Raw genomic sequence first — 13,567 nt, forward strand, 5'->3', positions numbered from 1 at the left:
AAAGGATGCAACCATGCTGCTACCCGATTCCAAGACCGAGCTCGTCCGCCGTGGCAACAAGGTCGTTTACGACCTGGGCGACAAGATCGTCAAGGTCTTTAACGAGACCAAGCCTGTCTCTGACGTGTTCAACGAGGCTTTGAATCTTGCCCGCATCAATGAGTGCGGCATCCGCAGCCCCAAGGCGCTCGAGGTTTCCCAGCTCGAGAACGCCAACGGCTGGGCGCTCGTGACCGAGAAGGTTCCGGGCACCACCCTTGCCGAGAAGATGACTGCCGAGCCCCAGCGCTTTGGTGAGTACCTCGAGATGTTCGTCGACCTCCAGATCGAGATCCACGGTTACACCTCCCCGCTGCTCAACCGTCAGCGCGACAAGTTCGCCCGCATGATCGACAGCCTTGATCAGCTCAATGCCACCACGCGCTACAACCTTCAGGAGCGTCTGGACGGCATGACCAAGGAGTTCAAGGTCTGCCACGGCGACTTCAACCCCTCCAACGTCATCGTCGGCGACGACGGCCAGCTCTATGTGTGCGACTGGGCACACGCCACCCAGGGCTCCCCTGCTGCCGACGTTGCCACCACCTACCTGCTCTTCGCCCTCAACAGCAAGGACCAGGCTGAGGCCTACCTGGAGCTCTACTGCGACCGCGCCGACATGCCCATGCAGGTCGTGCGTCAGTGGACGAGCATCGTCGCTGCTTCCGAGCTCGCTCGTAAGCGCAACGTGAACGATGAGTTCCTGAAGAACTGGATCGACGTCGTCGATTATCAGTAATATCTGAGCGATTTATTTCGCATCGGAGGCACAAGAAAACCCCGCAGCTCATATGGGCTGTGGGGTTTTTCTTTACCCATCGAGTTTATTCACGCAACAAAATAGACTGCTCCGCATCTCATCCTAAGAGAGATACGGAGCAGCCCCGCAATTACATCTAATAGCAGAAACGTCGATTAACGGCGGGCCGCCTTAACAAGCTCGGCAACCTTGGCGACGACCTCGTCAATCGCCACGTCCTCGCGCTCGCCCGTGGCACGGTCCTTGAGCTCAACGGTGCCATTCTTAAGGCCACGCTTGCCAAGCACCACCTGATACGGGAATCCCATAAGGTCGTTATCGGCAAACTTAAAGCCGGGACGCTCGTCACGGTCGTCGACGACGACCTCGATACCCTCGGCGCACAAGCCCTCGACGATTTGGTCGCAGACGGTTGCGCACTCCTCCTTCTTGGGATCGAGCGGAATCACAGCGACCTCGTACGGGGCAACGGAAACCGGCCAGACGATACCGTGCTCGTCGTTGTGCTGCTCCACGACGGCAGCAAGCGAGCGGGACACGCCCACGCCGTAGCAACCCATGATAAGCGGCTTCTCCTTGCCGTCCTCGTCCATAAAGGTGGCGCCCATGGCCTCGGAATACTTGGTACCCAGCTGGAAGACCTGCGAGACCTCGATGCCGCGAGCAGCAGAGAGCGGCTTGCCGCAGTGCGGGCAGGGATCGCCGGCAACGACGGTTACCAGGTCGGCCCACTCGTCGACGGTAAAGTCGCGCTCGGGGCAGGCACCGGTAAAGTGATAATCGACCTCGTTGGCACCGCAGGCCCACTGCTTGGACTCGCGCAGGCTCTCGTCGCACACCAGGCGAATGCCCTCGGGCAGGTTAACCGGTCCGATAAAGCCCTTATGCAGACCGTAGGTCTGGAGCTCCTCATCAGTCATCATGCGATAGCCCTTGCCAAAGACATGCTCGGCCTTGCAATCGTTGAGCTCGTGGTCGCCCGGAACAATGGCAACGACCGGTTTGCCCTCGGCGTCGATCAACGCCAGGGACTTGCGCGTACCGTTCTCGGGGAACCCAAAGAACTTAGCGACGGCCTCAATGGTGCCCATACCCGGGGTCTCGACCTTGGTGAGCTTACCATCGCCGGGCCCCTCGGCCACGACCACCTTAGTGCTCGCGGCCTCGTCATCGGCGGCAAAGCCGCAATCGTCGCAGTAGACCAGTGAAGCCTCACCAGCGTCAGCAAGAGCCATGTACTCGACGGAGGTGTCGCCGCCGATCTCGCCGGAGTCGGCGACAACGGGCAGAGCCTTGATGTAGCAGCGCTCGCAGATGTTGGCGTAGGCCTGCTTCATCTTGTCGTACTCCTCCTGCAGACTCTCCTGCGTGGCAGAGAAGCTGTAGGCGTCCTTCATGATGAACTCGCGGCCGCGCATCAGGCCAAAGCGGGGACGGAACTCGTCGCGGAACTTGTCCTGAATGTGGTACAGGTTGACGGGCAGCTGTTTGTAGGAGCGCAGCTCGTTGCGCACCAGGGCCGTGACGGTCTCCTCGTGCGTGGGGCCCAGGACGAACTCGCGACCGTGACGGTCGTCAAAGCGCACAAGCTCCTTGCCATAGGCGTCGATGCGGCCGGACTCACGCCACAACTCGGCGTCGACCATGATAGGCATCATAAGCTCCTGGGCGCCAGCGGCGTCCATCTCGTCTCGCACGATATTCTCGATCTTGCGAATCGAGCGCCAAGCAAGCGGCAGGTAGGAATAGAGACCGGCGGCCTCCTTGCGGATCATACCGGCACGAAGCAGCAGACGATGGCTTGCAAGCTCGGCGTCGGCCGGATCCTCTTTGAGCGTCGGCGCATAGAGCTTAGACATATACATTGCTCGGGTCATTTATTTCTCCTCAATTAGTTTGTCGACCTCGGCCATAAGCGCGTCGACAATTTGATCCTCAGCTACTTTACCAATGATCTTGCCATGCGAAAAGAGCAGGCCCTGACCTCGTCCACAGGCCACGCCTAGGTCGGCGTCGGAAGCCTCGCCGGGGCCATTAACGGCACACCCCATCACGGCGATCGAAAGCAGCGCGGAGTAGTTCTTAAGCCGCTCGGTGACCTCCTCGGCAATGGGAATAAGGTTAACCTGGCAGCGAGCGCACGTAGGGCACGAGACGATCTCCGGACCACGGCGGCGCAGGCCCAGCGACTGCAAAATTCCCCAGGCGACCGGCGGCTCCTCGACCGGATCGGCCGTGAGCGAGACGCGCATGGTGTCACCGATACCCTCAGACAGCAGGATACCAAGACCCACCGAGCTCTTGATGGTGCCCTGCAGCTTGGTACCTGCCTCCGTCACGCCCAAATGAAGCGGAACATGGGGGATTTCGCGCGACAGGGCACGATAGGTATCAAGCGTCGTAGACACGCTATGTGCCTTGGCGGAAAGCACGATGTTGGTAAAGCCGCGGTCCTCAAAGTGCTTGACGAAGCGCTCGCTCGACATCACGAGTTTCTCGGGCTGCGTAAGCCCATCGCGCTCGGCGATATCCTGCTCAAGCGAGCCGGCGTTCACGCCAATGCGAATCGCGCACCCAGCGGCGCCCGCAGCATCGATCGCGGCATCGACCTTGGCCCAATCGCCGATGTTGCCGGGATTGATACGCAGCTTGGCGGCACCGGCCTCAACGGCACCAATGGCGAGCTTATGGTTAAAGTGGATATCAGCGACAATCGGCACCGGAGACTCGGCACAGATGGTGCGGAAACCCTCAAGCGCGGCCTCGGTGGGCACGCTCACACGCACGATATCGCAGCCAGCCTGCGCCAACGCGCACACTTGCGCAAGCGTTGCCTGGGCATCAGCGGTATCGGTGCAGGTCATGGATTGGACCACCACCGGCGCGCCGCCACCGATCTGCACACCGCCCACATGCACGGGGCGCGTCAACTCGCGAGGCAAAGGATGGGATAAAGACAATCCAAACACTCCCCTACAGAATAAATCGAAGGATGTCGGAACGAAGCATATAGACAAACAGCAGCGCAAAGAGCGCGATGCCCACATAGCTCACAATCGTCTGGACCTTGAGCGGAAGCTCGCGGCCCGCAATCTTTTGAATGATCTCGATGACCAGCTTGCCGCCATCGAGTGGTGGGATGGGCAGCAGGTTCATAAAGCCAAGCGAGAACGAGATGAGCGCGGCAAACGACAGGAACGTTACGGGGCCGGCAGCAGCAGCCTGTGAGGACATAACGCTAATACCCACGATCGAAGAAGACTGATCGAGAATCTCCATCGTATGCTGCGGCTGGAGTAGGCGCATCACGCCATCCGCCGTCTGTACAACATAGGAGAATGACAGACGCGCCGAGGTGATCGGGTCTAAACGGACCACCTGCATAGAGGCATACACACCTAGGCGCTCGTCCTCTTTGAGCGCAACCGTGGTCGAATGCTGCTTGCCGTCACGCTCGTACTCGATGGCGATATCGTCCTTACCGGCGGCCTTGCCGATGGTATCGTAGACATCCATCCAAGTAGAACATGAGACACCGTCAACCGAAAGGATCGCATCACCGGCCTCGATACCCGCCTTGGCGGCAATAGACCCCTCGTCAACCTGACCGATCACGTTGGTATCCATCGGCACGGTGACACCCGCAATGGAATAGATGCTCATAAGGAGCAAAAAACCCGTCAAGATATTGACGATAATGCCTGCGAGCAGCATAAAGGCGCGCTTGAGAAAGCCTTGGCCAAGATAGGTGTGCGAGCGTTCTTGCGCAAGGAACTCGGCCTCGCCGCACGGCAGCTCCCACACATCGCCCTCGGCAGTCGCATGTTCGCGATCGAAACGGCGACCATCAAAGGTGGTATAGCCTGCCGTGTCTCGTGGCAACGTCTGATATTTGGTGGGATAGTAGCTCGGCGAGGGCTTCTCCCCTTCCTCATACCAGGGCGCGATGGAGCCCCAGCCCAGCAAAAGGGCGCATGCCTCGAGCACATCCTCCTCGGAAAGTTCGAGCTCGACAGCAAGGTCGGCCACGGTCACGCGACCATGACGATAGATAGCCGCGAGCACGCGATCGGCGCACGAAACATCGGTCGGATCCATACCGCAGATGGCAGCGTAGCCACCCAGCAGCAGCGGGGTCACGCCAAACTTGGTTCCAATGCGACGCGACGTGTAATGGATGTCAAAGCGGCACGGCAGACCCAAAAAGAACTCGGTCACACGGACGCCGCAGGCACGCGCCGCCAAAAAGTGGCCGCCCTCGTGCAAAAACACGAGGACGGAAAGCATCAGCAGGCCCCAAAAGACCGATGAGAGAACGCTCAGAACAGTATCCATAAAACGAAAAAGCAATCCTTATGGGTTAGGAACGGGTTGCGGCGAGCACCTGCGCAGCCTTTTCACGCGCCCACGCATCGATGTCGCGAAGCTGCTCAAACGAATCGACCACCTGCATATCGTGGGCGTCCATGCAGGATTCCACAATGCGATCGATATCGGTAAAGCTGCAGCCATCGTGCAGGAAGGCATCGACGGCGACCTCGTTGGCGGCATTGAGCACGCACGGCATGGTGCCACCCGTCTTGCCGGCACGCTCGGCCAGTGCCAGACAGCGGAAGGTATCCATGTCGGCAGCATCAAACGTGAGCTGCCCCAGCTCGCGGAAATCGATACGAGGCGCCGGAGTATCCCAACGCTCGGGATACGAGAACGCGAACTGGATGGGAATACGCATGTCGGATGCACCGAGATGCGCCATCACGGAGCCGTCGGCGAACTCGACCATAGAGTGAATCTTGGACTGACGCTGCACGACCACGTTAATGAAATCGAGGTCGCAGTTAAACAGATGCATGGCCTCAATGCGCTCCAGGCCCTTGTTCATGAGGGTGGCGGAGTCGATGGTGATCTTGGCACCCATGGCCCACGTGGGATGTGCGAGGGCATCGGCACGCGTCACGCGATCGAGCTCGTCACGCGTGCGGCCAAAGAACGGACCGCCCGAGCAGGTGAGCCAAATACAATGAGCCTCGCGCGGGTTCTCCCCCAGATAGCACTGGTAGATGGCGGAATGCTCAGAGTCGACCGGAATAAGCTGGCCCGGTTGCGCCAACGGCATAAGCAAGTCGCCACCGACGACGAGGGACTCCTTGTTGGCAAGGGCAAGGCGCTTATTCGAGATCAAGGCCGCATGGCTCGCCTCGAGACCGGCGGCGCCCACAATAGCGACGAGCACGCAGTCGACATCGTCGCGACGTGCGAGCTCGCAAACCGCCTGCGCGCCAACGCCGAGCTTCGTTCCCTCGGGCAACTCCTGCAGCACGGCGTCATCGCCATGAGCGACATCGGCCACGGCAACCGCCGGAACCGAGAACTCGCGGGCAGCGGCAACGAGCTCGGAGGTACTGGAGTTAACGGACAGCGCCGTCACCTGCAGGCGATCGGCATGCTGGCGGCACACATCGAGCGCCTGGGTGCCGATAGAGCCTGTACAGCCCAGGATGGCAACACGAAGGCGTCCATCGGGGCCATACGTCGTCTGGAATGACATTACAGCACGCCTCCGATCATCAAAAGCAGCTGCGCGGTAATGCAGCCAAAGATAAGCGAATCGCTACGGTCGAGCATGCCGCCATGGCCCGGGATAAGGTTGCCGGAATCTTTGACGCCCACACCGCGCTTGATGCGCGACTCGATAAGGTCGCCGATAACGCCCAGAATGGACACGACCACGCCGCACAGCAGCGCATAGGGCAGGCTGAGCTTGTAGAAGTGCGTCGCCCACAGGATGAGCCAAATCAAAACCGAGCCCAAGATGCCGCCGGCAAACCCCTCCCAGCTCTTTTTGGGAGAGATCTTGGGAACCATCTTGTGCTTGCCGATACGGCTGCCCACGATGTAGGCAAACGAATCGGAGACCCAAAGGGACGCGCAAACGCCCACTGAAAGCAGGGCGCCGGCAAAACCGGGCACGGCATCGCGCAGCAGCACGATAGCCGACAGCATAAAGCCAGTGTAGATGGGACCCATGAGCGTCACGGCCACATCAGAGATGCGGGTACGCGGCGACCAAACATACCAAATGCCCACAGCGAGCATCAGGGCAAAAAGCAGGGCATTCAACAACATCGAATCGCCCAACGCCGACAGCGGAAAGAGTACGGCGGCAGCGATACCCATGCGCTCGTTAGCCATCTTGCCATCGAGCCTCGTCATACGGAAAAACTCATAGCAGCACAGACCGCTCATGACAGAAACAAAGATGGCCGTGGGCACGATACCCAAAACCAGGCACAGGATAAAGACAACGGCGTAGACGATACCGGCGGCGGCACGGGTGATAAAGCCCGCCAGCCACGAACCGGTGCCGCTCTTTGCTGCAGGTGCTCCCGCAGCGGCAGCCTTGCGCGCAGGCGCCGCGGAAACTGGCGTCTTGGGAGCAGATGCCTTGGGACGATCGGACACGATTAAGCCTCCTCGGTCTTACTCAGTCCACCAAACCTACGATCACGGCCCTGATAGGCCAAAATGGCGTCGACAAGGCCCCAACGATCAAAGTCGGGCCAATAGGTATCGGTGACGTAGAATTCGGAATAAGCCACCTGCCACAGCAGATAGTTCGAAAGGCGCAGCTCGCCAGAAGTGCGAATCACGAGCTCCGGATCGGGAAGACCGGCGGTGTACAGGTGCGAAGCAACCATATCATCGTCGATAGCGGCAAGATCGATCTTTCCAGCGGCGGCATCAAGTGCGATCTGGCGGACAGCGCGGGTGATCTCAGCACGGGCACCGTAGTTAACGGCCAGCGCCAGCGTCATACCGGTATGGTCGGCGCATTCGGCAAGGCCGCGCTCAAAGACATCGCGGGTCTTCTTGGGCAGCGCGGAAATGTCACCCAAAAAGACAACACGCACGTTTTCGCGCTTCAGAAGCGGCAGCTCGTCGATAAACGTCTTGGCAAACAGATGCATCAAAACGTTGACCTCATGCTGCGGACGGTTCCAGTTTTCGGTAGAAAACGCATAGGCAGAAAGCACGTCGACGCCTAGGCGCACGCAGGCGGTAATGATCTCGCGCAGCGAGACGATACCTGCCTTATGACCCTCGGTGCGCGCAAGACCGCGCGACGTAGCCCAACGACCGTTGCCGTCCATGATGCACGAGATATGGTGCGGAATCTTATTGAGGTCAAGGTCGGAAAAACCGACGCCCGCAGGGGCGTCGGCAAAGTACTCGACCAGTTTATGCTCGTCGTATTGCACCTTAGATCTCCATGACCTCGGCTTCTTTTTCCTTCAGAAGCTCCTCCACCTTGGCGACATACTCATCGGTGTGCTTCTGGACCTTGGCCTGCTCGCGACGGACATCGTCCTCGGTGAGCTCCTCATCGCGCTCGAGCTTATTGTTGAAGTCGCGACGGATGTTACGGATAGACACCTTGGCCTGCTCGGCGTACTCGCGGCACTCCTTGACGAGCTCGCGACGGCGCTCCTCAGTGGGGGCCGGGAACGGCAGACGAACGACGGTGCCATCGGAGTTGGGGGTAATGCCCAGATCGGAAGCGCCGATGGCCTTGACGATAGCGTTGATGAGCGCCTTGTCCCACGGCTCGATGAGCAGCATGTGAGCCTCGGGGGTCTTGACGGCGGCAACCTGCGTGACCGGCGTGGGGACACCGTAATAATCAACGGTGATGTCGGACAGAATGTTGGCGTTGGCGCGGCCGGTACGAACCTTGGAGAAGTTGTGCTTGAGGGACTCGAGCGACTTGTCCATATGGGCGGTGATGTTCTCTGCCATGCTTAATCCTCCTGATAGACGAGCGTGCCGACGGGCTCACCCGAAAGCGCGCGCTTGACGGTGTCCTCGCCATCGATGTTGAGGACCAAAATCGGCATACGGTTATCCTGACACAGTGCCGTAGCCGTGGAATCCATAACCTGCAGACCGCGGACGAGAACCTCGTGATAGGTAATCTTGTCAAAACGGACGGCATCGGCGCACTTGACGGGATCCTTGTCGTAGATGCCGTCAACCTTGGTGGCTTTAATCAGAATCTCGGCGCCAATCTCGCACGCACGAAGAGCCGCGGCGGTGTCGGTCGTAAAGTACGGATTGCCCGAACCGGCAGCGAAGATGACGACGTTGCCCTTGGACAGATGGTTGATAGCGCGGCGACGAATATAGGGCTCGCAGATCTCGTTCATCTGGATAGCGCTCATCACGCGGCAGGGTACATCGTTATGCTCGAAGGCATCCTGCAGGGCAAGCGCGTTCATAACGGTTGCCAGCATGCCCATGTAGTCGGCCTGAGCACGCTCCATGCCACCGGCAGCGCCGGCCATGCCGCGGAAAATATTGCCGCCGCCGACAACGACGCCGACCTCATGGCCAACGGCGAGCAGCTCCTTGACCTGTTTGGCAAGATGGTCGGTAACCTTGGGGTCGATGCCATAGTGGCCGTCGCCCATCAGTGCTTCGCCAGAAAGCTTCAGAAGCACGCGTTTATATCGGATGTCGGACAAAGCGATCCTCCTTTAGATTGAACTCTCAACATTCTATCAAAGGCTCTAAGAAGAGCCATGAAAAAGCAGGCTGTGAGTAAAACCCACAGCCTGCTCATTACCAGCTACAAGAGCTTATTTACTCGCCACGGACCAGACGGTCAAAGGCAACGACGGTAATGGTGTCGCCGAGCTCCTTGGAGACCTGCTCAGCGTACTTCTTGATGGTGAGGGAGCTGTCCTTGATGAACTCCTGCTCGGTGAGCACGGACTGCTTGTAGAACTTCTCCAGACGGCCGACAGCCATCTTCTCCTGGATAGCCTCGGGCTTGCCGGACTCGGCAGCCTGAGCCATGTAGATCTGCTTCTCGTGCTCGACGGTCTCGGCCGGAACCTGATCGCGGGTGGCGCAGATCGGGGCGACGGCGGCAACCTGAAGGGCAACGTCGTGAGCGAAGGTCTTGAAGGACTCAGCCTGAGCGGTCTCGGCCTTCTCGAAGGCGAACTCGACGAGGACGCCGATCTTACCACCCATGTGGATGTAAGAAGCGAGCGCGCCGTTCTCGGCCTTGCGGGCGGCGAAACGGGAAATCTTCATGTTCTCGCCCATGATGTGAATCATCTCGGTGAGCTCGGAGGAAACGGTCTCCTCGCCCATCGGCTTCTCGAGCAGGGCGTCGACGTCAGCAGGCTCGGTGGTAGCGACAACCTCGGCGACCTTGGAAGCAAAGCCGGTGAACTTGGCGTTGGAGCCAACGAAGTCGGTCTCGCAGGAAAGCTCGAGCAGAGCGCCGGTCTTGCCATCCTCGGAGACGAACGCGGCGACAGCGCCCTCGTTGGTCTCACGGCCAGCCTTCTTGGCAGCCTTGGCAAGGCCGTTCTTACGCAGAACGTCGACAGCAGCGTCCATGTCGCCGTCTGCCTCGACGAGAGCCTTCTTGCACTCCATCATCGGGGAGTCGGTCATCTCGCGGAGCTGCTTGACCATAGCGGCGGTAATCTGGGCCATTGTGGTTCCTTTCAAAGAGATGAAAAAGAATTAACTAAGACTGATTTACTCGGCCTTGGGCTCAGCGGCCATCTCGGCCTCGGAGACCTGCTCCTTGCCGGAGCCAGCGAGGCAGGCGTCAGCCATGAGCTCGCACATAAGGGTGACAGCGGAGATAGCGTCATCGTTGCAGGGGATGCCGTACTCGACCTCGTCGGGATCGGAGTTGGTGTCGATCAGAGCGACGACGGGGATGTTCAGGCGCTGGGCCTCCTTGATGGCGTTCTCCTCGCGCTTGGTGTCGATGACGAAGAGAGCCTGAGGCAGGCCCTTCATGTCGCGGGCGCCACCGAGGTTGGTCTGGAGCTTGGTGAGCTCCTTACCGAGAACAGCCTGCTCCTTCTTGGGCAGAACAGCCATGCGGCCGTCCTCGACCATGGCCTCGAGCTCCTCCATGCGGTTGATGCGAGAGCGGATGGTGACGAAGTTGGTCAGCATGCCGCCGAGCCAACGCTGGTTGATGTAGGGCATGTTGGCGCGCTCAGCAGCGTTCTTGACGGCCTCCTGAGCCTGCTTCTTGGTGCCGACGAACAGCACGTTGCCACCCTTGGCGACGTTCTTGACGAAGGTGTAGGCCTGATCGGCGTCGAGGATGGTCTGCTTGAGGTCGAGGATGTAGATGCCGTTGCGCTCACCGAAGATGAACGGCTTCATCTTGGGGTTCCAGCGACGGGTCTGGTGACCGAAGTGGCAGCCGGCCTCGAGCAGGGTGCGGATATTAATCTTGGTAGCCATGTTAAACCTCCTGTGGTTTGCCTCCGCGCGGGGTCATCCTCCAAAACCAACCCGGACATGTGCTACCAAAGCCCGGGCACCACGGTATGAAGTAGCCGCGCGTGCGTGATAAAAACATGTTGCCGTGAAGCAACCCGATGAATGATAGCAGGAATGCTTCTTCCTGCCAACCCGCAATCAAAACCACACACCTGAGTGCGGCGCGGGACGTCCCAGCCACTATTCGCCTCGGGGATGGGCTTGAGCCACGGCACGTTTGAGCCGATCGGGCGTGAGATGCGTGTAGATCTGCGTCGTGGACAGGCTCGCATGACCCAGCAGCTCTTGAACCGAGCGCAGGTCCGCGCCGCCCTCGAGCAAGTCGGTCGCAAAGGTATGGCGCATCGCATGCGGGGCGATGTCGGCCGGAATGCCGGCGAGCGTCGCCAGCATATGAAACCGCCGCCTGAGCATGGCGGCACTCATGCGATTACCGCGCGCCGATATAAGCAGCGGATGCGGCCCGGTAGCGGGGTCACGACGCTTTGCCTGAGCGAGCAACTCCGGCCTCCCCTCCTCAATATAGAGACGCGTCGCCTCGAGCGCACGACGATACAGAGGGACGATACGTTCTTTGCTCCCCTTGCCCCACAGGCGCAGCGTGCGTTCGGACCACGCAATGGACTCCACATTGAGTGCTGCGAGCTCAGAGATACGGGCGCCCGAGGCATAGAGCAGCTCGAGCATCGCCGCATCGCGCAGTCCCGCGGGTGTTGAGGTATCAGGCGTCTTGAGCAGCGCCTCCACCTGATGGGTCGTCAGCACACCGGGTAGATCGCGCGGGAGCTTGGGCGAGGAAATTGCCGAGACCACATCGCCCTCCACGACCCCCTCGGCAGCCATCCACCGATAGAGCGAGCGAATGGCAGACAGGTGTGCCGCAAGCGTTCGGGGAGTCACCTGCTCACGCGAAAGCTCGGCAAGATAGCGACGAATGGTGCGCACGTCGGCAGCGAAAGAATCTATATTCTCACGCTCGCACCAGGCAGCAAAGCGCTCCAGCCTCGAGCCATAGGCCGTCACCGTGTTGGGAGAAAGTCCCTCGACGCGTGAGATATAGGCAATAAACGAGTCGACGGTGTCGTACAGGTCAAAGGCTATGACCGGTCGCCTCCAAACAGATCGGGGCGAGTGGCCAGATAGGCATCAAGGGCCTCGAGCGCACGGTCCGCATAGGCCTGGTAGCGGTCGCGCTTGCTGCGGCGCTTACCATCCTCGAGTGGCGGCACCAGGCCAAAGTTGACATGCATAGGCTGATAGCCCACCGTGGCCGGATCGGTAGCATAGCCCACGAGCGCGCCCAAAGCACCCACGCGCGGCAGCTCGACGGGAGCGGCCCCGACAGCCTCGGCATAGGTGTTGAGTGCCGCGAGCAGACCTGTCGCCACGGCTTCCATGTACCCCTCGGTGCCGGTGATCTGACCGGCCAGGCGCACGCCGGTACCAGGCACGGCAAAGGTGCCATCGAGCACGTGCGGCGCATCGACAAAGGTATTGCGGTGCATGACACCGTAGCGGAAGAACTCGGCGTTCTCCAGACCCGGCACCATATGGAAGACGCGCTTCTGCTCGCCAAAGGTCAGGTTGGTCTGGAAGCCCACCAGGTTATAGGCGGTCTTCTCCTTGTTCTCGGCACGCAGCTGAATCGCCGCCCAGGGACGACGACCGGTTCGCGGGTCGGTGAGGCCGACGGGCTTCATGGCGCCAAAGCGAATGGCGTCCTTGCCGGTGCGCGCAACTTCCTCGGCAGGCTGGCAGGCCTGGAACAGATCGCCGCCCTCAAAGTCCTTGAGCACCACGCGGTCGGCCGTGGTAAGCGCCTCGATAAAGGCCTCGTACTCTTCCTTGTTGAGCGGAGCGTTGAGATAGTCGCCGCTCCCCTGCTCCTCGTAGCGCGACTGCGAGAACAGCACGTCCATATCGAGCGTGGAGGCATCGACGATCGGCGCCGCGGCATCGAAGAACGCAAGGGCGTCGCCACCGACGAGCTTCACGACCTCTTCGCTCAACGCCGGCGAGCACAAGGGGCCGGCGGCAATGACCACGTGACCTTCGGGAATCTGCGTGACCTCGCCGTGAACGATCTCGATATTGGGACGGGCGGCAACCTCGTCCTCGACAAGCTCGGAAAACTTGACGCGGTCGACCGCCAAGGCGCCACCGGCGGGAACAGCCGCGCGATGGGCGCAATCGAGCAGGACCGAACCCATGCGCTCAAGCTCGGCCTTCAGCAAACCAGCCGCGGAATCCGGACGGGTCGACTTAAACGAATTGGAGCAGACGAGCTCTGCCAGGTGATCGGTATGGTGGGCCGGGGAGCTCACCTGGGGGCGCATCTCGCACAGCTTTACGGCAAACCCGCGATCTGCCAGCTGGATCGCGCACTCCGATCCCGCCAGACCGCCACCGATAACCGTCACCTGATCGAACTGCATCTGCAAACAC

General features: G+C 60.2%; 13 protein-coding genes. 1 reads left to right on the forward strand and 12 read right to left on the reverse strand.

What is annotated here, in order from left to right:
- Positions 1-13 precede the first annotated feature (13 nt).
- Positions 14-778 (forward strand): aminoglycoside phosphotransferase family protein, encoded by a 765-nt coding sequence (locus DXC79_RS04165; RefSeq protein WP_006236119.1) that lies wholly within the window; start codon positions 14-16, stop codon positions 776-778.
- A 176-nt stretch (positions 779-954) separates the two neighbouring features.
- On the opposite strand, the gene DXC79_RS04170 is transcribed toward DXC79_RS04165, so the two are convergent.
- The 12 genes from DXC79_RS04170 to trmFO form a co-directional block, all read right to left on the reverse strand.
- On the reverse strand, positions 955-2,676 hold the full coding sequence (locus DXC79_RS04170) for a proline--tRNA ligase (RefSeq protein WP_233502988.1): 1,722 nt from the start codon (positions 2,674-2,676) through the stop codon (positions 955-957).
- Positions 2,677-3,759 carry a flavodoxin-dependent (E)-4-hydroxy-3-methylbut-2-enyl-diphosphate synthase gene (ispG, locus tag DXC79_RS04175; RefSeq protein WP_117635264.1) on the reverse strand — a complete coding sequence of 361 codons (1,083 nt, stop codon included), beginning with the start codon at positions 3,757-3,759 and terminating at the stop codon, positions 2,677-2,679.
- A gap of 13 nt (positions 3,760-3,772) precedes the next feature.
- The gene (locus DXC79_RS04180; RefSeq protein WP_117635265.1) at positions 3,773-5,134 is read right to left on the reverse strand and encodes an RIP metalloprotease; all 1,362 of its coding nucleotides are present in this window, start codon (positions 5,132-5,134) and stop codon (positions 3,773-3,775) included.
- Between the two features lie 25 nt (positions 5,135-5,159).
- A complete protein-coding gene (gene dxr / locus DXC79_RS04185; RefSeq protein WP_117635266.1) occupies positions 5,160-6,347 on the reverse strand; it encodes a 1-deoxy-D-xylulose-5-phosphate reductoisomerase in 1,188 nt (395 codons plus the stop codon).
- Positions 6,347-7,261 carry a phosphatidate cytidylyltransferase gene (locus DXC79_RS04190; protein WP_233502990.1) on the reverse strand — a complete coding sequence of 305 codons (915 nt, stop codon included), beginning with the start codon at positions 7,259-7,261 and terminating at the stop codon, positions 6,347-6,349. Before DXC79_RS04190 ends, dxr begins: the two co-directional genes overlap by 1 nt.
- Before the next feature lie 2 nt (positions 7,262-7,263).
- Positions 7,264-8,058: an isoprenyl transferase gene (locus DXC79_RS04195; protein WP_117635267.1), complete on the reverse strand. Its 795-nt coding sequence runs from the start codon at positions 8,056-8,058 to the stop codon at positions 7,264-7,266.
- Between the two features lies 1 nt (position 8,059).
- Positions 8,060-8,596 (reverse strand): ribosome recycling factor, encoded by a 537-nt coding sequence (frr, locus tag DXC79_RS04200; protein ID WP_006236112.1) that lies wholly within the window; start codon positions 8,594-8,596, stop codon positions 8,060-8,062.
- Positions 8,597-8,598: 2 nt separating this feature from the next.
- Positions 8,599-9,321 carry a UMP kinase gene (pyrH, locus tag DXC79_RS04205; protein WP_117583224.1) on the reverse strand — a complete coding sequence of 241 codons (723 nt, stop codon included), beginning with the start codon at positions 9,319-9,321 and terminating at the stop codon, positions 8,599-8,601.
- 118 nt (positions 9,322-9,439) lie between these two features.
- A complete protein-coding gene (gene tsf, locus DXC79_RS04210) occupies positions 9,440-10,309 on the reverse strand; it encodes a translation elongation factor Ts (RefSeq protein WP_022094736.1) in 870 nt (289 codons plus the stop codon).
- Between the two features lie 45 nt (positions 10,310-10,354).
- Entirely contained in the window at positions 10,355-11,083 is a 729-nt protein-coding gene (gene rpsB / locus DXC79_RS04215; RefSeq protein WP_006236109.1) for a 30S ribosomal protein S2, read from the reverse strand.
- A 219-nt stretch (positions 11,084-11,302) separates the two neighbouring features.
- Positions 11,303-12,223: a tyrosine recombinase gene (locus tag DXC79_RS04220; protein WP_117635268.1), complete on the reverse strand. Its 921-nt coding sequence runs from the start codon at positions 12,221-12,223 to the stop codon at positions 11,303-11,305.
- Complete coding sequence (gene trmFO, locus DXC79_RS04225) at positions 12,220-13,557, reverse strand: methylenetetrahydrofolate--tRNA-(uracil(54)-C(5))-methyltransferase (FADH(2)-oxidizing) TrmFO (protein ID WP_117635269.1); 1,338 nt, start codon at positions 13,555-13,557, stop codon at positions 12,220-12,222. Before trmFO ends, DXC79_RS04220 begins: the two co-directional genes overlap by 4 nt.
- Positions 13,558-13,567: the final 10 nt, after the last annotated feature.

It is taken from the genome of Collinsella sp. TF08-11AT (assembly GCF_003437035.1).
GTDB lineage: Bacteria > Actinomycetota > Coriobacteriia > Coriobacteriales > Coriobacteriaceae > Collinsella.